Annotated in this window: 21 protein-coding genes and 1 riboswitch; of the genes, 9 read left to right on the plus strand and 12 right to left on the minus strand. The window is 40.4% G+C overall.

Annotation, left to right across the window (positions count from 1 at the left end; genetic code table 11):
* Positions 1-264 precede the first annotated feature (264 nt).
* Positions 265-435, minus strand: coding sequence for a hypothetical protein (locus MHB45_RS20785; RefSeq protein WP_153246092.1), 171 nt, complete (start codon positions 433-435; stop codon positions 265-267).
* Between the two features lie 290 nt (positions 436-725).
* Positions 726-1,280, minus strand: coding sequence for a helix-turn-helix domain-containing protein (locus tag MHB45_RS20790; protein ID WP_048678909.1), 555 nt, complete (start codon positions 1,278-1,280; stop codon positions 726-728).
* A 103-nt stretch (positions 1,281-1,383) separates the two neighbouring features.
* Here MHB45_RS20790 and MHB45_RS20795 point away from each other — a divergent pair, with 103 nt between their 5' ends.
* On the plus strand, positions 1,384-1,968 hold the full coding sequence (locus MHB45_RS20795; RefSeq protein WP_048678910.1) for a LysE family transporter: 585 nt from the start codon (positions 1,384-1,386) through the stop codon (positions 1,966-1,968).
* Positions 1,969-2,194: 226 nt separating this feature from the next.
* Here the strand turns inward: MHB45_RS20795 and MHB45_RS20800 are convergent, their stop codons facing one another.
* Together MHB45_RS20800 and MHB45_RS20805 are read right to left on the minus strand one after the other, a co-directional pair.
* Positions 2,195-2,980, minus strand: coding sequence for a PhzF family phenazine biosynthesis protein (locus MHB45_RS20800; protein WP_340908081.1), 786 nt, complete (start codon positions 2,978-2,980; stop codon positions 2,195-2,197).
* Between the two features lie 302 nt (positions 2,981-3,282).
* Positions 3,283-4,695 (minus strand): LysM peptidoglycan-binding domain-containing protein, encoded by a 1,413-nt coding sequence (locus MHB45_RS20805; RefSeq protein ID WP_048678933.1) that lies wholly within the window; start codon positions 4,693-4,695, stop codon positions 3,283-3,285.
* A gap of 136 nt (positions 4,696-4,831) precedes the next feature.
* Here MHB45_RS20805 and MHB45_RS20810 point away from each other — a divergent pair, with 136 nt between their 5' ends.
* From MHB45_RS20810 to MHB45_RS20820, 3 genes are all read left to right on the plus strand, one after another.
* A complete protein-coding gene (locus MHB45_RS20810; RefSeq protein WP_072273651.1) occupies positions 4,832-5,218 on the plus strand; it encodes a hypothetical protein in 387 nt (128 codons plus the stop codon).
* 141 nt (positions 5,219-5,359) lie between these two features.
* Positions 5,360-5,737 (plus strand): hypothetical protein, encoded by a 378-nt coding sequence (locus MHB45_RS20815; RefSeq protein WP_226990392.1) that lies wholly within the window; start codon positions 5,360-5,362, stop codon positions 5,735-5,737.
* Between the two features lie 935 nt (positions 5,738-6,672).
* Positions 6,673-7,491, plus strand: a complete 819-nt coding sequence (locus MHB45_RS20820; protein ID WP_048678921.1) for a hypothetical protein — start codon at positions 6,673-6,675, stop codon at positions 7,489-7,491.
* A gap of 204 nt (positions 7,492-7,695) precedes the next feature.
* Here MHB45_RS20820 and MHB45_RS20825 read toward each other — a convergent pair.
* A protein-coding gene (locus tag MHB45_RS20825; RefSeq protein WP_424765136.1) for an IS3 family transposase occupies positions 7,696-8,855 on the minus strand; the annotation gives its coding sequence in 2 pieces (ribosomal slippage) (positions 7,696-8,597 and positions 8,597-8,855; 1,161 coding nt in all).
* 777 nt (positions 8,856-9,632) lie between these two features.
* Between MHB45_RS20825 and MHB45_RS20830 the strand changes: the two genes are divergently transcribed.
* The gene (locus MHB45_RS20830; protein WP_072273652.1) at positions 9,633-10,382 is read left to right on the plus strand and encodes a sulfite exporter TauE/SafE family protein; all 750 of its coding nucleotides are present in this window, start codon (positions 9,633-9,635) and stop codon (positions 10,380-10,382) included.
* A gap of 88 nt (positions 10,383-10,470) precedes the next feature.
* Here the strand turns inward: MHB45_RS20830 and MHB45_RS20835 are convergent, their stop codons facing one another.
* Positions 10,471-11,958: an ABC transporter permease gene (locus MHB45_RS20835; RefSeq protein ID WP_340908082.1), complete on the minus strand. Its 1,488-nt coding sequence runs from the start codon at positions 11,956-11,958 to the stop codon at positions 10,471-10,473.
* A gap of 116 nt (positions 11,959-12,074) precedes the next feature.
* Entirely contained in the window at positions 12,075-12,992 is a 918-nt protein-coding gene (locus MHB45_RS20840) for an ABC transporter ATP-binding protein (RefSeq protein ID WP_048684174.1), read from the minus strand.
* A gap of 153 nt (positions 12,993-13,145) precedes the next feature.
* On the opposite strand from MHB45_RS20840, the gene MHB45_RS20845 reads away from it, so the two are divergent.
* On the plus strand, positions 13,146-13,733 hold the full coding sequence (locus tag MHB45_RS20845) for a TetR/AcrR family transcriptional regulator (RefSeq protein WP_048684176.1): 588 nt from the start codon (positions 13,146-13,148) through the stop codon (positions 13,731-13,733).
* A gap of 72 nt (positions 13,734-13,805) precedes the next feature.
* Here the strand turns inward: MHB45_RS20845 and MHB45_RS20850 are convergent, their stop codons facing one another.
* A complete protein-coding gene (locus MHB45_RS20850; RefSeq protein ID WP_048684178.1) occupies positions 13,806-14,504 on the minus strand; it encodes a GntR family transcriptional regulator in 699 nt (232 codons plus the stop codon).
* 1,225 nt (positions 14,505-15,729) lie between these two features.
* Between MHB45_RS20850 and MHB45_RS20855 the strand changes: the two genes are divergently transcribed.
* Positions 15,730-16,179 carry a GNAT family N-acetyltransferase gene (locus MHB45_RS20855; RefSeq protein WP_072273871.1) on the plus strand — a complete coding sequence of 150 codons (450 nt, stop codon included), beginning with the start codon at positions 15,730-15,732 and terminating at the stop codon, positions 16,177-16,179.
* A gap of 95 nt (positions 16,180-16,274) precedes the next feature.
* On the opposite strand, the gene MHB45_RS20860 is transcribed toward MHB45_RS20855, so the two are convergent.
* Both MHB45_RS20860 and MHB45_RS20865 read right to left on the minus strand, forming a co-directional pair.
* Positions 16,275-17,291 (minus strand): ABC transporter permease, encoded by a 1,017-nt coding sequence (locus MHB45_RS20860; RefSeq protein WP_072273657.1) that lies wholly within the window; start codon positions 17,289-17,291, stop codon positions 16,275-16,277.
* Positions 17,288-18,013, minus strand: a complete 726-nt coding sequence (locus MHB45_RS20865; protein ID WP_048690072.1) for an ABC transporter ATP-binding protein — start codon at positions 18,011-18,013, stop codon at positions 17,288-17,290. Before MHB45_RS20865 ends, MHB45_RS20860 begins: the two co-directional genes overlap by 4 nt.
* Positions 18,014-18,131: 118 nt before the next feature.
* On the opposite strand from MHB45_RS20865, the gene MHB45_RS20870 reads away from it, so the two are divergent.
* The gene (locus tag MHB45_RS20870; protein WP_048690075.1) at positions 18,132-18,731 is read left to right on the plus strand and encodes a TetR/AcrR family transcriptional regulator; all 600 of its coding nucleotides are present in this window, start codon (positions 18,132-18,134) and stop codon (positions 18,729-18,731) included.
* A gap of 40 nt (positions 18,732-18,771) precedes the next feature.
* On the opposite strand, the gene MHB45_RS20875 is transcribed toward MHB45_RS20870, so the two are convergent.
* Together MHB45_RS20875 and MHB45_RS20880 are read right to left on the minus strand one after the other, a co-directional pair.
* The gene (locus MHB45_RS20875) at positions 18,772-20,031 is read right to left on the minus strand and encodes an MFS transporter (protein ID WP_048690078.1); all 1,260 of its coding nucleotides are present in this window, start codon (positions 20,029-20,031) and stop codon (positions 18,772-18,774) included.
* Positions 20,032-20,376: 345 nt separating this feature from the next.
* The gene (locus tag MHB45_RS20880; RefSeq protein ID WP_034310797.1) at positions 20,377-20,568 is read right to left on the minus strand and encodes a hypothetical protein; all 192 of its coding nucleotides are present in this window, start codon (positions 20,566-20,568) and stop codon (positions 20,377-20,379) included.
* Between the two features lie 329 nt (positions 20,569-20,897).
* A riboswitch (cyclic di-AMP (ydaO/yuaA leader) is annotated at positions 20,898-21,040 on the plus strand.
* A gap of 147 nt (positions 21,041-21,187) precedes the next feature.
* Between MHB45_RS20880 and MHB45_RS20885 the strand changes: the two genes are divergently transcribed.
* Positions 21,188-22,525, plus strand: a complete 1,338-nt coding sequence (locus MHB45_RS20885) for a TrkH family potassium uptake protein (RefSeq protein WP_048690082.1) — start codon at positions 21,188-21,190, stop codon at positions 22,523-22,525.
* Positions 22,526-22,541: the final 16 nt, after the last annotated feature.

Consider the following 22,541-nt stretch of genomic DNA (forward strand, 5'->3'; position numbering starts at 1 on the left):
CACAAATCCACCCTACTTTTTTCCTCTAAAGATTCGTGTATCTCCTATATTACAACAAAATAATCCAATTTTAAAACAAATTTACAATGCTACATCGAATATTAACAGAATATTATCATTATAATCACCCTAAAATACCTAGTAACAGATAGATGATATATCAATAAAATGATTTAATGGTAAAATAGAATCACACGCTTCCATAACCACCCTTGGTCTTTATACCTAAATCAATCAAAAGAGTCTCAGAAACTGCAGTTTTTTTTATAACTTCCAGCTGATTCCAGCAATCCGCTCCCTTTCCGCCGACTGGCTGCCAAGCCTCCTCTCTTCAAGCGTCTGTGGGGTCTCGGCTAGCCAGTTATTCGGCAGGAGTGTCACAAATTTCTTCCATCCAATGAGGGTTATAGGAAATTGACGTATTGCGAGAATCAAGAGACGCCTTGCTGCAGTATGGACGAATCCTCCAAGGGTTTCTTACAGAGGATAAGTAGGTACATTTCTAAATTAGTAGGGGAAGGTTAAATATAGTATATAGACATTGTGAATATTGTACTTCAAGTAATGGGGCTTGAAGAAGACTAAATAAAAAAAGCCGATTCTGTAAGAAAACCAGAAAATCGGCTTGAAGCAGTATCCCCAACAGGCAGACCATACCAACAGTCAATCCATAGGGGATATTCACTTTGCTAAGATATATTAACAGAACTACATTAATCCATTTTTTAAGTTGGATAATATAAGATCATGCTTAATCGAGTTAATGTATCCCCTGAATTATGGTAGGCATGCGGTCTGTCAGCCTTGAACCTGATAGAATCACCATTCCTTATTGTAAATTCTTCGTTATTTACACGTACAGTCACTTCCCCTTCAAAAACAGTTATGTACTCTTCCGTCCCTTCCCTATGCGAATCGGAACTTAGGAATCCACCTTTTTCTATCTCGACTGAATATACTTCAAAGCGCTTCTCATCCTCAAAGGGAAAGTGGGGATAAACTCGATATTTGCCGTTATCTTCAGATAATGATTGAATTTCACTTTTTAAAACAATTTTTGTATCCGGCTGCGGACTATTTATCAATGAAGAAAATGAAATCTTTAATCCATTGGCTATTTTCCAAATTGTCGTAATCGTAGGGCTCGATCCTCCCCTTTCTATTTGTCCGATCATCGTTTTGCTTACTCCAGTCAATTCTGCAACCTTTTCAAGACTTAATTTCTTACTTTCCCTGATGGCTTTTAAATTGTTAGCAATAATAAAATTTATTTCTTCCATAAAAATGCTCCTTATTTACAATATAACGTCGGCATTGTACAATAAAAAGGAAATCGTTATAATGTCAATTTTGGTCATTATAGCATACAAAGGGGAGTCAACCATGCCATTACTATCTTTTTTGCTGTTTGTTTTTGTTACAAGTTTCACTCCGGGTCCAAATAACATCATGGCCATGTTATTTGCGAACAAGTACGGGTTAAAAAAGACGATTAAATTTTGTTTCGGAGTAGGTGCCGGTTTTTTTGTAATCATGCTATTGTGCAGTTATTTTAATGTTTTGCTTGAAAATTTCATACCAAAGATTGAATTTATCATGACGATCCTTGGGGCAATTTACATGCTGTATCTGGCCATAAAAATCATTTCCAGTTCAACTAAAGCGAAGGACGATAATGATGACAAGCACAATAGTTTTATAGCAGGCATGCTTTTACAATTCATAAATCCAAAAGGAATCTTATATGGCATCACGGCAATATCGACCTTCATCCTACCTTATCACTCTTCAAATTTCAGCTTACTGTTCTTTTCATTATTTCTTGCTTTCGTTGGTTTTATGAGTACGTTCTGCTGGAGTATGTTCGGTTCTATTTTTCAAACGTTTTTATCAAAGTATAGAAGTCAGTTTAATGTAATCATGGCTTTGTTATTAGTGTATAGTGCCATTTCGATTCTTGCACACTAAAAAAAGGTAAAGGGCACAAACTTTCATTAAGAAGGATTGCCGAGTTGTAAATTCCGAACGTTCATTTCCACTCCAGGGACTCACTTTCCGCGGGCGATCCACCCGCGGCGCCTATGCGCCTGTGGGGTCTCCCTTGGACGCGCCTTTCCCGCAGGAGTCTCGTAACTCCGCTCCAATCAACTTTGTTTTAATATTTAGATTGAACCCCCTCAAACCAAATCCTGCATTAAATGGTTAAGTTCCCTTCGAATATTGTGACGGCATGTCCGGAAAGTTTAACTGTGTCTTCCGTTACTTCAACCTTCAATTGACCTCCTCTTTCCGATGCCTGATGGGCTATAAAATTACTTTTGTCCAGCTTTCTTTTCCAATATGGTCCCAGACAACAATGGGCCGAGCCCGTTACTTGATCTTCGTCAAGGCCTTGGGCAGGGGAGAAGAAACGTGAAACGAAATCATATTCACTGCTATCCGATTGACTCGTTACAATGACGCCCCGAACCGGCAATTGGGCAATGGAGTCTATATCCAGCTTTAAATTCCTTACGATTTCCTCTGATTGAACTTCGACTAGAAGATCCCATTTGTTTTGCCCAACATACGCAGGCACAACTCCTAAAGCTTTTATCAGTAAATCAGGGGCAGTGGTCTCCTTCTCCCTTAATGACGGAAATTCCAACTGAACCATCCCATCAACGAATTTTGCAGTGAGAAGCCCGCTTTTCGTCTGATAGGCAATCGGCTGATCTCTTGGCACGTATCCTTTATCCCATAAAAAGAAAGAGCTTGCCAGCGTCCCATGTCCACAAATCGGGATTTCAATGGCGGGTGTGAACCATCGCAGTTTCCATTCACCATTATGAGGTTGAATAAAAGCGGTAACAGGCATATTAATCTCTTTAGCTATTCTCTGCATCCACTCGCTATCACTTTCCCCGGTAAGAAGGCAGACTGCAGCAGGGTTTCCTTTAAAAGGTTGATCTGTAAACGTATTTATGATGGTTAATTCCATTAAATGTGCCTCCGGTAAGTAATATTCTAGTTTCCTAATTCCACAATGAGGAACCCTTTTCCTTTTTTGAATGACCATTCCCTTGTTTTTTAAAGAGTTTCATTAAATTGAAAAAGACCACCATATGGCGTCCTCGATTAAGTCCCTTTATCGACTCAAATTCCAAACGACTTTTAACGTTGTTATAAAAATCGTGTGATTTTTGTAGGTGCATTTCGAAATACTAAAATAGACAGCTTTATAAAAAAGCTGCCCATCACTAGATTAATAATGTGTGATACGCCTTGCGGTAACAAAACACCCTACAGTTTCCGTACAATGAATGTATCCCCAAGCAGTTCCCAATTCTGGGGGAACGGATAACCAAGTACCCAATAACTGAGACCCCTTGACCTGTAAATCTTCACTAGATCGAATTTGGCTTTAGCACTGCGTGCGTCTTCAAACCAAACTTCATGTGTGCGTCCCTGATCATCTTTGTACCTGTAATAAGGTGATTGGGCTGTCTCGTCATATTTTATTTCTACATTATATTGGACGGCGCGTCTGATGGCTTCCTGCATGTCGAAAGTCTCTGCTTCCTGCCCCTCTTCATGAGGAATAAGCCAGTCCCGTGCATAAATTTGAAATCCTATGAAGATTTTATTTGTTGGTATCACCGTTACGGCATAGTCAAGGACTCGTTTTATTTCATTAATGGGGGAGATTGCCTGCGGCGGCCCCTTTCGGTAACCCCATTCATATGTCATCAACACCACGAAGTCGAGCAGCCGTCCGTGAACTGGATAATCATGCGCCTCAACTAATGGTCCCTTTTGATTGGCGCTAGTTTTTGGGGCAAGGGAGGATGACACAAAGTAGCCTTCAGGATGCAACCGATCCACTGCTCTTTGGAGAAAGCGATTATAGAAATCACGGTCCTCTGGTGCTACACTTTCAAAATCGATATTCAATCCACGGTACCCTTTATCTTTCATCGTTTTTATGACGTTGGTTAATATTGTTTCCACTAAATTCAAATCAGAAAGTATCGTATGGGCAAGCTGAGTTCCCGCTTCCGTCGCGGAAAAATTCGTTATGCACATCATGGGTATGACGCCAGTCGACTGTGCCGCCCGTATCGTCGGGATGTCATCAATGACTTCTAAACTGCCATCTTGCCTCATTCTATAACCAAATGGACTTACGTAGGTCAGATCGTAGGCTACTTCACGTACTTGCTCCGCACCGGCTTGCCCGTAAACGTTTGTAAAACCATTGACTTCAATGATGGGTTTTGGTTTCTGGGGAATCCTTATTATCCGTCCGATATGGATATAGGACGGATCTGTAATCCTATTCATCTGAATAATGGCCTGAACTGTCGTTCCATAACGTCTTGCTATATCATAAAGGGTATCTCGTTCCCTTACGGTATGATAAATAACCGGGATGGTTAGTCTCTGTCCTGGATAGATAGCGGAAGGATTTGTGATGCGATTCGATTGCATGATTTCCTGTACCGTAATTCCAAACTGATTTGCGATATTATTTAGAGTATCCCCTTGCTGAACCCTGTACTGAAGATAAGGTTCAGGAATCAAAAGAGCTAGGCCAATCACCAGCTTATCTGGATTTTCAAGTCCATTGACCCGAACAATCCGGTTGATACTGACACCATATTGCTGGGAAATTCCCCATAAAGAATCCCCCCTATTCACCACATGGATTTTCACATGCACAGCCCCGCTTTCCTTCAAAATATTCCTTTCATTTTATTCCCTGGGTAGCCCTAATATGTTTTTTTGCGTTCAACACTCATTAAATGAATGTGTTCATAAGCCTGTGAAGGATATAGGGGAAAAAATAATAATGGCAGCTATCAATTCCAGGGAATGTATCGAGGGCTTGTCCATGTATTTTAAAAGAGACTACAGGCATGATAATACGATTTTCAGAGGGGATTTTGAAGCCGAAGTAATCCAGAAGAGAACTATTATTCAAAAGGAAAGGATTCATTTAAGGTTCAAAGCTTATGAGCATGAAAGAATTTCAGCATTGGCCTATTCCATGGATTGCAGTGTTAGTTTAGCAGCAACTATGCTGCTGATTGCTGGTATTGGAAATCGAGACGTCTCTACACAAATGGTGGATCCAGAGGTAATTAGTTTACTTGATCCGGGAAGGCTTAAAAGTTTAAAGATGATTCAGGAATACATTTCAAAACTGAATGACGAGCACATTTCACTTTTTCCCTAATTCCATATGTTGGGCATGAAGTAGTGGGTACTACAAAAACGCTTCGTGAAAAAGTGAATCTTTGGATAGATGATAATATAAAAAATATTGATTAGAATTATATGGAGAATAATAAGTCAAAACGTGTGAGGAGGAATGAGCATGAAAATGTTTAAAATGAGTGCTGTGACATTGTTAGCGGCGTTGTTGTTCCCTTCTTCTACATTTGCAAGCGGCTGGGATTACTTAGGAGAACAATCTCTTTATTCTAATGGTGCTGAAAGTGATCAGTTTCCCTCTACTGGTGGTGATTATAAGATTTGTCGGGATTCTTACGTGGGTCCAGCTGGTAAGTTAAAAGTTGAATTATGGGAGTATGATCCTGACAGTTATAATGATTATGTAGGGGTAAGATATTTAGATCGAGGCCAATGTGGTATTTTCCGGGGTATTGGTAACTTCGTTGATGGAGGAAATGAAGCAGAATTTTTTGCGAAATCAAGGACTAACAGTGATATGCATTTAATCTTTTATGATTAATTCACTAACTGAATGAAAAAAACTTGGGATTGATTCGTAAATGCTAAGAGATATTCTTCTAAAAAAATATATATAGGGTTTTTTAGGCTGAAGTATTTCCACTTCAGCCTTTTCTTATGCAGAAAATAATTACTTGATTTATCTAAATGGGTAGTGTCATAACTTAAAAGTTTACACACGAATCGGTGATAATTCAACTAATACTACCGATACTACCGATAAATATTTCAACTACTAAAGATTGTGTTGTGCTGCAGTTATCCTTAGATTTAATTTACATATTTTTTAAGTTTAGATTTCGAGACTGTGGTGTATATTTTCCACCCAGCAGTCGGCCGGGAGGGAGGTACCCACGTCCCCCTATGGTACCCTTCCGATATTTCGCCCTTCCTATAAAAAGTTACTTGAGGGAGGTTAACGCCGGCCCACGTAGGTTCCTGACTCTAACCCTTAATCTAATCTCTAATTCATTCATCTATTATGAGAGTAAGTCGCATCCTGCATTGTACGTGGATGTGAGTGCAATGGTATGCGCGGTGACAGGTGCACCGATTGGCGTGTGGTGCGTACGCTATAATTACCCCCTTGTCCAACTACGCTCTATGATAGTAGCCTTGTTGTATGCCGTATGTCGTTACGCATATCGTAGTACAGGACCTAGAATGGGTCATATGCTAACTTATGCGTTTCGCGAGCTTTTTCTTTCATTTTCAGGATTTTGTTCAATGATGAGTGTAATTTGTCTGACAGTCAACTTAATCAATTAATGTAATTTTCGTTGTAAATAAACAATTTCGGGACTGAATTCCTAACTAGTAGGAAAATATGTACAATTAGTAGTTAAATTAGTTCATAATTTGCTAGTACATAAATAATTTACTAAAGAAGGGAAAGTTTTCAAATGAATTTAGGATTTAAAAGTATTTACAGGCGTTTTGGGATTTGGGATTATTGTTTCAGGTACAGGATTTAATAAAGCTGAAGCTTCTAGTCCAGAAAAATCAGAGTACTCATTGGATCAGGCAACTGATTTATACTCTAATAAATTAAATAAAAATAGCAATTCCGATGATTTAGTGGCTGTATTAAAAAGTGTTGAAGAATCTAATCAAGTAGAAAGTCTTTCAAACAACGATAAACTAGATCTTTTAAATACAATTGTAGAGTCTGTACCTGAAGAGGTGGCACAGCAATACCAGAAAGAGAAAATGAACGAGATTAATGAAGCTTTATTAGACGAATCAAATGTTAATTCTGAAGGACCTATAACAATAGAATTAAGCGATGGTTCATCTGTTGACCTTAGTTCAACAGATGAAGTTGATTACAGTAATTCAAGCAGCATACAGGCTCGGGGAATTACCTCTACGGAGAGGGGGCTATTCATTCATGGACCTAAAGATTATGGATCTAGATTGTATACTGCTTGGATTAAATTAAAAAGTTTAGGGGTGACTGTTGCTACCTTAAAATTAGGTAATCATTATTCTGTTGGTGATTATGGGTTGAAAATGAGATATTGTTCTGTAGCAGGAACAAAAGGTACTGTTTGGTCAAATGTAGATGCTTCATGTGATGTTACTGATTCAAAAGCTGAAAAAATAGGTTATGATATGAATGCTGTAGGAAATTATAAATTGACTGGTAGCGTTACTAATGGCTATGTAAGTCTTACTAGTTCTCTCAAACTTACTAAATTAAATAAAACTAGTAAATATGCTCGTGTTTATTCACAATACACATATAGAGATTAAAACTTTTAATGGGGTTGAATTAAAATGAATGTATCGCCTTCTTTTTTTATATTTGGTTTAATAAAGATGATTTTAATGATTGGAGCTATACCAGCTATCATATACGCTTTATATTTATTAAGAAAAATTTCAAAAAAATAAAGTGAAAAAAGAAGAGGGACTGCACATAACCCTGTCAAGTAGACAATAAAAAAAGAGTATTTTTTAAGCTACGGCCTTTTCTCGATATTCAATTGGAGAAAGGCCGTTGAATTTCTCCTGAAAGCGAGCCGTATTGTAAAACTCTATATACTCTTGAATAGCTAGATAAGCTTGCTCTGCTGTTTTTGGACATGTTAAATATAACTTTTCTGTTTTTAAATGTGAGAAGAAGCTTTCTATACACGCGTTGTCGTGACAATTGCCACGACGAGAGTGGCTTCCTCGAATGCCGAGTTCCTTCACCTGATTTTCATATGATTTCGTCGTATATTGGAATCCTTGATCTGAGTGCAGGAGAGCCCCCTTGCTAAACGGCTTGTCCCTTAGCTGGTTTAGCGTATTATGAACCAATTCAAGATCATTTCGTGTAGAAACTTCCCATGCAACAATTTCATTATTATACAAATCTAAAACGGCGGAAAGGTAGGCAAACGTGTTTCCAATCCGTACATAGGTTATATCTGTTACTAACTTATGAAACCTCATCTCTGCGTAGAATTCACGATTTAAGACATTATGAAATACAACTGACCCTCTTCGACCGTAGAAAGGGCGTTTCTTCCGAATGACAGATTGGACCCCCAACTCTCTCATTAATCGACGAACACGCTTGTGGTTTACAACGATTCCTTCTCTGGACAAAGCTCCAGTCATCCGTTTATATCCGTAGTAGGGGTGTAGCTTATGGATGGCTAAAATATGTTCTTTTATCCATAAATTTTTCTCAAGTCGCAAAGAACGAGCAGAATGTGTCTTCCGCCATTTGTAGTATCCAGCCTTTGATACTTCAGCGATTTTTAATAGCCACGAAAGTGGGTACGTTTTCCTCAAACCATCGATTATTTGAAACCTTTCGGCTTTCAGGACCATTCCTTCCCATGTAGATTTGGATTGCGCTTTTTTAAATAATCCACCTGCGCTTTTAGATAGGCATTTTCCTCTTCGACACTAGAAAAATTCTTACGGTTCCATACACCACGTTGATCTTCAAAAGACTCGTTATTCTGCACTTTCTTCACCCAACTCGCTATCTGTGCATCACTTTTAATACCAAAACGCTCACGAATCTGGCGATATGACCAACCTTCCTCCACTTTCAGACGAACCACTTCTCTCTTTAATCCTTCTGTATACGCTTGAAACGTTTGCCCCTTTTTTGCCATACAAAAATCCCCTCCAGATTGACAGTTAAGAACATTTTATCATGTTCTCTTTTTTCTCTGTCTACCTGAAGGGGATAATACCAGACTTTTGTAGTTCCTCTTCCTTTTTTTATGCCTTTGTTTCTTAAGCCAATTACTTGATTTATCTAAATGGAAAGTGTCATAACTAGGTATTGGCAGAAGAAAGATCATAAGGAAAAACTGTCCCCAACTAAGTTGTTGAACTAGGCAAAGCCTAGTGTTTTTGTGGGTACATGAAAACTCCATCAATGTCCCCTTTGTGTCCCCTAATAAAACCATCAATGTCCCTTTCATGTCCCCTTATTTTATTAATTATTATTAAAAAAAGAGAAGGAAACCTTCTCTTTAATTTTACTTTTTGAAACTTAGCGATATTGTACGCAGTTACACCAAAATAAACCACTTGTAGCCAAGGGGTTTATTGTCTTTCACTTTTATGGTTTAGGGACTCCTAAAACTCCTAAAGTACCAGTATGACTAATTGTTTTTGTTTTAGTTGATGCGAAAGTAGAAATTAATGGAGTTTCATCTGAATTAACACTTCAAGATATACACCCGCTTCCCCTGCCTTATTTTTGACTCATAAGCAACAAAAATAAAGGGTGTGTACCTCTCTATTAAATATCATTTCAAACACTTCACAAAGAGCGTGAAATACCTTAAATAACCCGTTTCAAAGTATCTTTCCCTCGGTCTAAAACCGGGTTGGTATGGTATAATTATAAAAGGGTTATTGTGCTTTTAGGAGGTGAAAGAATGACGATCAGCAGCATCATATTGGTGGTGGCGGCAGTCTTTATCGGCGCCTTGATGCGGACGATGTTCGGGTTCGGTGAAGCGATTGTCAGCATGCCTCTGCTTGCCTTACTTCACATTCCGCTTAATACTTCGGTTTCCTTGATTGGATTGGCAGGTCTTACCGTCGCTTCACTAACCGTCGTTAGCGGATGGCGGCATATCGAACGCTCGGTATTAATCAGGCTGGCGGCTTCAACGGTGATCGGCATACCAGCCGGCCTGGCTTTGCTCCATTACGCACCTTCTATGATCATCACTTCTGCACTGGGTGTTTTTTTGATTGCATATGGGGGGTATTCTCTTCTAAAGCAAAGACTTTTTCAGACTGTGGATGAACCATTACTTAACTCAAAGGGCTGGGTATGGCCGTTCGGTTTTGCGTCGGGAGCCCTTGGCAGCGCCTATAACTTTAACGGGGTGCCGGTCGTCGTCTATGGAACTTTGCGAAGATGGAACCCAAATAGATTCCGCGGAACATTGCAAGCCCATTTCCTGATATCCGGAATCCTGGTCGTGACAGGTCATGCGCTAGGCGGACTTTGGACAGCCGATTCACTTATTCTTTACGCTTATTCCATTCCAGCTATATTACTTGCGACAGGTCTCGGAATGTTCATGAATAAGCGAATCCCCGCGAAGAAATTCGAAAGCTATTTATTCTTCATCATCATTTCGCTAGGTGTACTATTATTGATTCCCCATGACTGATAACCAATAAAAGCCTGATTTCTAAACAAAGAAATCAGGCTTTAGTCTGAAGACAATTTGCAACAATAATAGAATCATAGTCGAACCATCAACCGCGGATATCCCGTTTGTTATATCCGAGAAAGCCTGCAGCCAATAATAAGATAGCTATGATTGTAAGCATGGATACTTTCATGAAGTCCATATCTTCAACAGGAAGTTTCGGAATATGGCCAAATGGCGTTAGTTTTCCCATCCATTCCGGGAATTGAAGCATTCCCCCTAAATAAACGACTAAGATTGAGTATGTCAAGTAAAGCCAAGTCAAGCCGGATAATTTTGGTGCAAAGCCAATAAACAGCACGGCGATACCAATCATGATCCACATCGCAGGCAGGTAGACCATCGCTGCACTAAATATAGTGCCGAAAGCAACCCCTTCATCCATCACTGAATTCCCGACTGCCCAAAGACCGATGTCAGCAAGCGCAAGCATGAGAAAACCGCCAATGACGGAGATGATAAGATAGCTGCCCATAAGCCTTGTACGTGATACAGCGCGGCTCAGTAAATGTTCAGTATGGTTCTTTTTTTCTTCCCCTTTAAGTTTTAACATCGCCATTAAAGGCGGGATGGTGCATATCATGGCGATGACTGACATCAACATTGTCAAGAATTGTTCTGTCAGCGAATAGCCTTTCACTGGCGTCAATAGTTCGGCCATCATTTCATTTTTTGTAAAAAAGGAATCCAAATCACCTAAAACGGAACCGTAAGATGCACCCAAAATGAACATCCCGGCTGCCCAGGCGATCAATCCTGTACGCTGAAGCCTCAGCGAGAGCCCAAGCGGACTTTTTAAAAACGATGAAGCATATTTCCGGCCGGGCTTAGCCGGAATGAATCCAGCTTCCAAATCACGGATGGCATTCAAATATAGAGATAAGGCAACCAATATGATTGCCGCACCGATCGTAAGTATGATTGGCCACCAATAATTATTCACATATACTTCTGAAGCTAAAACCCAACCCAATGGTGAAAACCAGGAAAGTGTTTCATTGCTGACATCCCCTATCGCCCGAATAAGATAGGAGAGAAGCAATACAGTGATGGAGTAACCCATCGTACCTCGAGCACTCTCGGTAAGCTGGGCAAATAATGCCGTTATTGCCGAGAAGAAAATACCGGTTGCCCCTAACGCAGCTCCATACATAAGGGAACCTTCCAAATCCATGCTTTCTATTCCCAGAGCATACAACCCGAAACCCATTATTATCGCGATTAACGCATTCGTTCCAAACGATACGGAAATGGTTGCATATAAATTAGCCAATCGTCCAGCCGGCAAAGAACGGATCATTTCGATACGGCCGTCCTCTTCATCTGCGCGTGTATGGCGTGTAACAAGTAAAATACTCATTATCCCCACGGCCATAGCGGTTAACAGTAACATTTGATGCGCCATCATCGCTCCGTTTGTATAGTCATCCAGGCCGTAACCTTTCCCCACCATCGCTGTCATTGCAGGGTTCTTCATCGTTTCTGCAATGGTTTGCCTTTCTAGCCCAGTCGGGTACAGATCGGTGAATGCCATCGCAACCATAAAGGAAAGGACGGATAAGGAAATTATCCAAACAGGGATCCGGACCCGATCTTGCCGTACGATGAATCGGGAAAGTCTTCCTGTATTATGATAGGACTAGTTCGCCATTATAACGCACCTCCCGCCCCAGAATCTGAAGTCTTCCTTACACCTTCATAATGGCTCATGAATAAATCTTCCAATGTAGGCGGCGCGCTTTCCAATTTCACAATTCCAAACTGGCTTATATACTTCATGACATTACCCAACTCATCTGTATCCACTTGGAATGAAAGTGCCTGGTCTTTCATCACGATATCCCGAACACCGTTTACATTCCCTAAAGCAGGAATAGGCTGCTTCGTTTCGACAAGCAAGCTCGTTCTCGTTAAATGACGTAACTCATCCAATGTTCCCGTTTCAATTATTTGCCCTTGCCGAATGATGCCCACTTTATCGCATAACCTTTCCACTTCAGAAAGAATGTGACTGGAAAGCAATATGCTTTTTCCTTCATTTTTCGCGTCCATCACACATTCCTGGAAAACCCTTTCCATCAATGGATCTAGACCTGATGTTGGTTCATCCAATATATAAAGATCGGCATCAGATGAGAAAGCAGCGATCAAAGCAACCTTTTGCCTGTTTCCCTTTGAATAGGTTCCACATTTCTTGGAAGGGTCCAAATCGAATTTTTTTATTAGTTCTTCGCGTCTGCTTTTATTGTTCGTCCCGCGTAATTCAACAAATAGATCAATGACTTCCCCGCCTGTTAAGTTGGGCCATAGGTTCACATCTCCCGGTACATACGCGATTCGCTTGTGAATTTCAACCGCATCTTTCCATGCATCCTTGCCAAAAATTTTCGCTTCCCCATCCGTCGCTTTTAAAATCCCGAGCAGCACACGGATCGTTGTTGATTTTCCAGCACCATTGGGACCGATGAACCCAAATACCTCCCCTTTATTCACTTCAATGTTCACACCATTTAAAGCAGTGAACTTTCCAAACTTTTTAGTTAAATCCGTTGTTTTCAATACTGACATTCCTCATCCACCTCTTCCTCATTGAAAAAATATGAAATATCTTAACCGATTTAGTACATAATATACAAAAGGAGAATTCCTGACAATAGTTTATGAACTAATTTAATTGTTCTATTACATATTTTTAATTAAACTAAGGTTGAGGTGAAACAAATGGACGGATTTCAACGACGCAGGGAACAAAAAAAATTGAATATATTAGAGGCTGCCTTGGCTTTATTCATGGAGTATGGTGTCCAAAAGATTTCGATTGGGGAAATAGCAAAAAAAGCAAATGTATCTCAAGTAACGATATATAATTACTTCGAAAGCAAACATAATCTAATTCATGAGGTTTTTGTTTATTATACAGATAAGGCATTGGATGAATTTGAACAAATACTGGCCAGCAACACGGCCTTCCCTGAAAAAATAAAACATCTCATGTTCACGAAAAATGAAACAGCCAAACAAATTCATGAAGATTTTTATCAATATTTAATGAAGGAATATACTTCCGGAATCAATTATATGGAAAAAATATATACAGAAAAGGCCCTGCCCCGCTTTATCGATCTGTTTAACCAGGGGAAGGAACAAGGATATGTTGACCCGAACTTATCTAATGAAGCGATTTTATTTTATATAAAAGCAATGAATGAATATATCCAACGGGAAGAGGTTTATCAAAGCATCCTGCCTTTGACTGAGGATATTATGAAGATTTTGTTTTATGGGATCGTTGGGGAAAAAGAGAAATGAATGAAAAAAACGGTGTGAATCGATATTTCCCATTCACACCGTAAAATCTTATTTAGGAATTTCCTGCACTCTTTAAGTCAATGTTAATAATTTGGCTGAAGTGTAATTATATTTCTCGATTGATAGATCAAAAACGGCTCCCGCTTTTAAAAAGACCGTACTTTCAACGATTAATGTCGGATCACCTGGCTGCAAGTCCAAAAGCCTGGCATCATCGTCGTTAAGTTTTTCACACGAAATGATTTTATCCGCAAACCCGATATTCAACTTCAAATCCTCGACTATATATTCATAAATGGAACCATTTGCGATTTCTTTATTTATGATGGGGATGATATCTTTATTGAAAAAGGACTCTTCTATTACAATGGGTTCACCATTTAAGTATCTAACCCTTTTGAGGTTATAGATTTTGGTTTTTACCTGGCATTTCATTTGTTTGGCCAATTTTTCATCAGCTTCTATTAATTCTAACTTCAACACTTTACTTTTCATTTCATCATTTGGAAAAACTTTGGTTAAGCCACCCATATCCCTCATCGAAATGCAGCCCTGTCTGGAAAATTCCCTAAGGAATATGCCGCTTCCTTGAACTTGATAGATATATCCCTGCTCAACCAATATGTTGATTGCTTTTCTAATGGTGTTCCTGCTGACATCGAACTTCTTCATCAACTCTTCTTCAGTAGGTAACTTAGTATTTAATGTATATTTTCCTTCTACTATCTCTTTTTCCATTTGTTCTACGACCATTCTATACTTTACACCCATATTTCCATATACCTTCCTCTATACATAATGATTTAGAACAATAATTTAGACTGAATGATAGGTTTTCTTTACAATAGTTTATTTTATAACGATTGTAAAGAAACCTCTATTACTTCAAATTCGAAGAAAACTGAGTTTGCCTGCAGTTTTTTTATTAACATTCCAGCTGATTTCAGAAATCCACTCCCTTTCCGCCGACTGTCTGCCAAGCCGCATCAAAGCGAGCGCCTGTGGGGTCTCGGCTAGACAGTATTTCGGCAGGAGTGTCGCATATTTCTTCCATCCAATGAGGATTACAGGTGAAAAACTTAAAGGATAAACTAGTCTTAAACTTGGTTCCGAATAGACCAGCCTACAGTTTGTTCTAGAAAACATTCCAGCTGATTTCAGAAATTCGCTCCCTTTCCGCCGACTGTCTGCCAAGCCGCATCAAAGCGAGCGCCTGTGGGGTCTCGGCTAGACAGTTTTTCGGCAGGAGTGTCGCAATTTTCTTCCATCCAATAAGGATTTTAGGTGAAAAACTTAAAGGATAAACAGTCTTAAACTTGGTTCCGAATAGACCAGCCTACAGTTTGTTCTAGAAAACATTCCAGCTGATTTCAGAATTCCGGCTCCCTTTCCGCCGACTGTCTGCTAAGCCGCATCAAAGCGAGCGCCTGCGGGGTCTCGGCTAGACAGTATTTCGGCAGGAGTGTCGCTTATTTCTTCCATCCAATGAGGATTACAGGTAAAAAAAACTTAAAGGATAAACTAGTCTCAAACTTGGTTCGTTATGAAACCGGCCTGCAGTTTGTTCTTATAAAACACAAAGTTGATTGGAACGGAAGGTACGAGACTCCTGCGGGAAAAGCGTGGCATGGGAGACCCCGCAGGCGCGCCGAGGAGGCTCCCGCCCGCCCGCGGAAAGCGAGTGCCTGGAGTGGAAATCAACGTTCCCATTTTATAAACCCACCAAAAAAGACTGTCGGCAAACAAATATTATCTAATTTGTAGACAAAAGGATTCTATCTAAATAAAACAAAGTTAATTGGAACGAAAGGTACGAGACTCCTGCGGGAAAAGCGTGGCCGAGGGCGGACCGCCCGCGGAAATCGAGTGCCTGGAGTGGAAATCCACGATCAGATTTACTAACCCTCAAACGTTCGAAACCATATACCTTAGGGTATTTATATATCATGATAACAAAGCGGATAACCAAGTGCGAAATGAGGAAGGAAAATGAATGATGAAGACCACAATAAATGAAGTCTTGAAAGAAAATGTAACGGATATTTTGAAATTGCGAATAAACGAAAAGCAAAGGGCTTACATCGAAACGACTGAACAATGTTTAAAAGACGCTAAGGAATGTAAATATTACAGGCCAGTCGGGCTCTATTATGATGATATCTTGGTCGGCTTTGCGATGTATGGTTTTTTCCCTGGGGAAGGCGAAAATGGCAGAGTGTGGTTAGACCGCTTTTTCATTGACGCTGCACATCAGGGTTTCGGGCTTGGAAGTATCATGTTGGAGGCTTTAATAAAAAGAATAATAGAAGAATATGATTGTCCTGAAATCTATTTAAGCATAGTTGAAGATAATCAGGCTGCCCTTCATTTGTATAGGAAATTCGGCTTTGCATTCAATGGCGAATCAGATTATAACAACGAAAGGCTCATGGTCAAAAAGGTGTAAGTATCTAGATCCCTTTCAACTAAAAGCATGTCAGTAAAAAAAAGCCGGTTCCTCACTTTCCAGGGAATCCGGCTTCTTTTGTTAAGTTGTTGATTTCATAGTGCACGGTATTTTTTTAAGCTAATGATATTGATGGTGATAAAAACGATGGCAAAGGCCAGGAGAATGAGCAGATCCAGTAAGACCTCGTCGAACGTTAAACCTTTGTACATAATGCCGTTCATGGCATCCGATGCGTAATAGAGAGGCATGACCTTGCCGATTTTTTGGAGCCAGTCTGACATGCCATCCAATGGGAAAATCCCTGTAAAGAAGACTTGCGGCACGATGACCAACGGAATGAATTGTACCATTTGGAATTCGGATGTCGCGAAACTCGATAGTAATGTACCAAGCGATAATGCAACGAGCGCGACCAGTATATTCGTCAGTAAAACGAGCCAAATGGAGCCAACAAGGACGATATCCAATACATTGACAGCGTATAGAACGACAATTATGGTTTGAATTAGAGCAAATAAGCCATATCCGATCACATAGCCCGCTACGATTTCGTATCTTTTAATCGGGGTGGCAAGCAGCCGTTCCAACGTACCACTTGTACGCTCCTTCAAAAGCGCAATCCCCGCTATTAAAAATACAAAGAAGAAAACGAAAAAGCTGACGAGCATCGGACTGAAGGTATCAAAACCCTTTGTGTTGGCATCTCCGTAAACATATTTCTCCTCAATTGAGGGAGTGTTTTTTTCATTCCCTTGCAAGCCTTGCATCATTTGCATTTGAACGGCCTTTGCCCGGGTCGGTTCGTCGTTCAAAAGCGTGAGTTTCATTTTGCCATTTTCAACATGCAGCCAGCCATCCGTATCCTTTTCAATCATCTTTTCCCGTGAGAATTCCTCAGCAGCCGTGACTTGAAAATCCGCTTGTTTCAATGCTTTAACGATCGTTTCATCACTGCCTGTAACAACGATTTTCAAATCACTTGCCTCTGTATCGAAAATAAAATACATGAGCGTTAAAATGAGCAATGGAGCCAGGAAAAATAAAGCGAGCGTCCTTCGATCCCGGCGCATCTGCTGGGTAATACGAGTAACAAGAGAGGCAATTCTCATTTTAGGCCGCCTCCAATCCTTAAAAAAACATCATCAAGCGTTTCCGCGGCAAATTGAGTTTTTAAAGCTGCAGGGGTCCCTGCCGCGATGATTTCACCTTCACGCAGCATCGCCAGTTTATCGCATCGCTCCGCTTCATCCATCACATGCGTCGTGATGATGACCGTCTTATCATCTTCATTCCTTAAACGCTCAAGTTCCTCCCAAATCGATTGTTTCAGCAAAGGGTCTATTCCTACTGTCGGTTCATCCAAAATGAGAATCTCCGGATTTTGGATGAGTGCAACCGCAAGTGAAAGACGGCGTTTCATTCCCCCTGAATAATGGGCAACCCGAACGTTCAAATCATTCGTCAGCTGTACGATTTCAGCTGCATATTGAATGCGCTCCCTTCGTTCCTTTTTCGAAAAACGGTATAGCTTCGCAAAAAATTCGAGGTTTTCAGCTCCCGTCAGTTCTGTATATAAAGCATCGGACTGTGCCATATAGCCGACATCCATTAACAGGGCTTCATTTGGCACTTCATGATCCAGAACCGTGACTTTACCCGCATCGGGCTTAATCAATCCGACAATCATTTTAATCAAGGTCGTCTTTCCGCATCCGGATGGACCTAACAAGCCAAAAATTCCGCCTTTTTCAATATTCAGGCTCAATGGCTGAATGACCTTCTTCTTCTGAAAACCCTTAGCAATTCCATCAATGGAAATCGCCTTTTTCATTGCACACACATCCTCCCTCTTTAATTAACACGGTGTTGAGTGTATCATCATTCTAAGGTAGCATTCGGTCTAATACAATCAACACATTTGGAAAAATGTTTAGTGAAGGAGACATTCCATGGCATCGATTCATGAGGATATGGTACAAAAGACGAAAAAGCAGATACAACATCATTTTATTGCACTCATTGAAGCAGAGGGGTTCTCACATGTATCCGTGAAGAAAATTGCAGAGCGTGCCAATATTAATCGGGGCACATTCTATTTGCACTACACAGATAAATATGAATTGATGGATCACTTACAGCAGGAATTGTTACATGAACTTCAAACCCGCATTACTGCCATTTTGCCTAAAGAAGCTTTTTTGGCTCTTAATCAACAGCAACTTTATCCGCCTTTCATAGCGATTTTTCAATTCATCAGTGAACATGCTCACGCATTAAGGGCCATTCTTGGTGATCAGGGCGACCCTTCTTTTGCGAAAAAAATAAAACGGGTTTTCGGGGAAGTACTGTTGGAGCGTTTGATCAGCCTTCATCCAGCAGCTAAAGATGAAGCATTCCGCATGTATATGCACGCCTTCCTGACATCGGCGATTTTAGGGGTGATTACTGAGTGGCTGGAGAACTGTGAAGAACAAACGGTGGAAGAAATGGCGAAAATCCATTTTCAAATCTTGAACTTCATCAGCCAATTGCGCACATTCATCCAATGAATCATTCATCAACGGCATATCAACATGCCTTTAAATCGGATTACATCTTTTCCTTCGCTTCTATCTCTGCATCACCAACGGAATAATACCTGCTCTTGGAGGTCTTCATACTAAGCATCGACAACCATATGGATAAAGCGAACATGATCAAGGAACCTGAAATCACCACGAACCGAATCGAAATGAAATGGGCTGAAACACCAACGATTGCGGTAGTAATGATGATCAATAAAGCTTCTAACAAGCCAAAAACACTTCCGACCCTGCCCATGATTTCCACCGGAATATTATTTTGATAAAAGGTTTGAAAGCCAGTGTTGGCAAAAGCCAATGAAAAGGCAATGATGAAAAATCCGATGGCGGCCAGTGAAAAGGAATTCGAAAAGGCAAAAATCATATAACCTATCGAGACAAATAAAGATCCAAGACCAATCATGTGCGAGATTTTCACTTTACTGATGAATACGGCATTGACTATGGCACCAGCAATGATGCCTGCCCCGGCGACGCTTACAAGGAATCCGTAATCGCTGTCCGTTAAAAGGAGCACGGCCTTGGCAAACGCAGCTTCTTGGGAATCGATGGCCGTTTCCATCACCACCATGCAGCTGAATAAGAAATAAATGAGCATGATATAGGAAGATTTCCGGCTGAAGTCCAGAACGATGCCCCAATCCTTTTTCATGATGGCCCAAGACAGGTAATGATTGGATTGTTCAAGGCGATGATCCTTTTCAAGATTAGGCATGAATAGAGTGATGATACCGGATAACAATAAGGCAGCCGCGTTAATATAAATCGCTAAAACGGGCGTACCGATCAAGAAAAGGATACCCGCTAGCGCCGGTCCAATCAAAAAAGCTCCAGAATCCATTAAGCTTCGTAATGAATTAAATCGTTTCCTCTGTTCAATGGGTATTAATTTTGTTATATATGACCTAGATGCTGTTCCGAACATGGCCCCTGCCATATTGATCACGAAGACAAGGGAATACATGACCCAAATAGAAGAAGTCAAAGGCAGCAAGACTATGAATACCGTGCGAAATAGGTCAAGTGCCGCCATCAGGTTCCGCTTATTTATCCGGTCGATCACGCTCCCTGCCCACACATTCGTAAATATGGCAGCCATCGGTTTAACGATATAAAGTCCAGCTACCGCCAAGGCTGAATCAGTCATATCCAGAACGATTAAATTAAGGGCAATGAAATAAACCCAAGAACCGAAGTTGGAGATACCTATTCCGCACAAAAGAATGGAAGGGTATTTCCAGGATACCAATGCATTTCTTAATGTCATCGCTTCTCCCCCTTTGTCCGTACATATAAAACCCCGTCCCCAAGCAATCCGTCTCGGGACGGATCAATTTGATGCCACCTTCATGTGTCACCATACATCCCCAACAATCCTCGGCTGCTCTCGGAAAGTGATCATTTCATTTTACTTTTCTCTTCTCTACGTCCATATTGGTATTACTAAATTTTAACATTTTCGGACCGAAACTGTATATAACGCAAAAAAACTCATTCAAAATAAATGAGTTTAAAAGCAAACAAGATATGGATTTTTCGCTCAGCGTTCCTGGATAGAACACAGGGAATTACAATAATTGAATACCGCAAATGAATGTTGGAATCAGTTGATTTACCTTGGGGAAAACAATTTTAAAAACGGATTCTTTTTCTTATCCGTTATCCTTAATTCATTCATGATGATTTGATCCTCATGATCGGCTATCCATTTCCTTAGTGCATCTTTATCCTGGCATTGTGTTAAATATGTTTGGCCACCCTTGCCTGTAGCATTAATAACATATCTATTGAACGTCTTCTCCATAATTGCCCGCCTTTTTAATAAAATGTATTGAATTTAACTAATAATGTACTGCTTTTTTCTTTATCTTTTACAAAAGAAACATAATATATCTACTACAAATTTTGATTGGCAATAGCATGTTCTGCTTGAAATTATTGAATAAAGTACATCGATGCCGGTTATCATAATTGGATTAATCGAACCTATCATAATGTGCTAACTAATATTTGTCAATACGTTTTCTAAATGTAAATAAAACGTAAATTTTCAGTTTTGTTAAAGAAATATATTTTTATGATTTAGGGGTTTACAACTGCTAAATGATGGGAGTAGAATACGTTTATCAATTTAATGCATTTCGGCCAAAACTCATGGTAAATGAGTACGGAGGACCCAATCATTTGGGGTTAATTCTGCCTTGCAGAAGGGATGAGATCAGCTCTTTCGCCATCCTACCCGTCAGCTAACTTCGTCGGCTAAAGCGAAGGAGGTCATAAGACCGCCTATTTCGGAAGCTTTTTTTGCACGCTTTTTGTGGCAATACAGCTATACGATGTTTTCGCAGGTCTTTTTATTATGCTTTTAAAAAGATTCGAAAAGCAGATGGTTGATTAAAAGTCATACAGTAGGGATGATCAATTTGATAAAAGCAAAAAATTTGTTAGATCCGCCAAAAATACTTGTACTCGGCTTTGTCATCCTGATACTTATCGGGTCCTATTTATTGACCCTGCCGATTTCCACTGAAAGTGGGAATGGTCTTTCTTTTCTGGATGCTTTATTCACCGCAACATCCGCTACTTGTGTAACAGGGCTTGTCGTAGTGGATACGGGATCGACTTTCACCACTTTTGGTGAGTTGGTCATCTTAACACTGATTCAGATAGGCGGATTAGGGTTCATGTCATTTGCGACGTTTTTCTTTTTCCTTCTAGGCAAAAAGATTTCCTTAAAAGGCAGGTTACTCTTGCAGGAGTCCTTAAATAATCTATCCATGGCGGGTGTAGTCAGATTAGTGAAACGGCTTTTAATTTTCACGGCCATCATTGAAGGTGTGGGTGCCCTTATCTTATCGATTCGCTTTTCTTTTGACATGCCAACCGGCAAAGCGATCTATTACGGGGTTTTTCATTCCATCTCGAATTTCAATAATGCCGGCTTTGATTTAATGGGTGAATTCAGGAGCTTGACCCCATATGTATCCGATCCCTTCGTAACCCTTACCGTCGTCTTCCTCATCACGTTTGGCGGGATAGGCTTTATCGTGATGAATGAACTATACGAATATCGTGACACCCATCGTTTATCCGTACATACGAAGGTGGTTCTGATGACTAGCTTGATCCTTACAATCACAGGTGCAATTTTAATCTTTTTATTCGAGTTCGGTAACGCCAAGACATTGCAGCCTTTATCTTTCATGGGTAAAACGTTATCGTCTTTATTTCAATCGGTTTCACCAAGGACGGCAGGCTCCAATACGTTGAATATCCCTGATTTGACCCAGCCTACATTACTGCTCATCATCTTCTTGATGTTCGTTGGGGCTTCACCCGGATCGACTGGCGGCGGGATTAAAACGACTACATTGGCCACGCTTGTCGGAACGGTTTGGTCACAGATCAAGGGAAAGGGTGATGTGGTCTTGTTCCGCCACCGCATCGTGAGTGAAACGATCTTTAAAGCATTATCCGTTACGTTCATTGGTGTATTCATGGTTTCAATCATCTCCATTCTGCTGACAATCACTGAAAGCGGAACTGACTTTTTGATGATTTTGTTCGAAGCCACTTCAGCTTTTGCCACCGTGGGGCTTTCAATGGGTTTGACCCCAGAATTATCACCGGTTGGCCGGCTGCTCATCATTTTCACGATGTTTGCAGGCCGTGTTGGCCCTTTGACTTTGGCCTTTGCTATCGCCATGAGGCGCAAGCCAGATCCGTTCCGACGTCCAAAAGGGAAAATCATGATTGGTTAATAATCAATGAAGGAGT

Origin of the sequence: Peribacillus sp. FSL K6-5616 (assembly GCF_038008245.1) — a bacterium.
Lineage (GTDB): Bacteria > Bacillota > Bacilli > Bacillales > DSM-1321 > Peribacillus > Peribacillus frigoritolerans.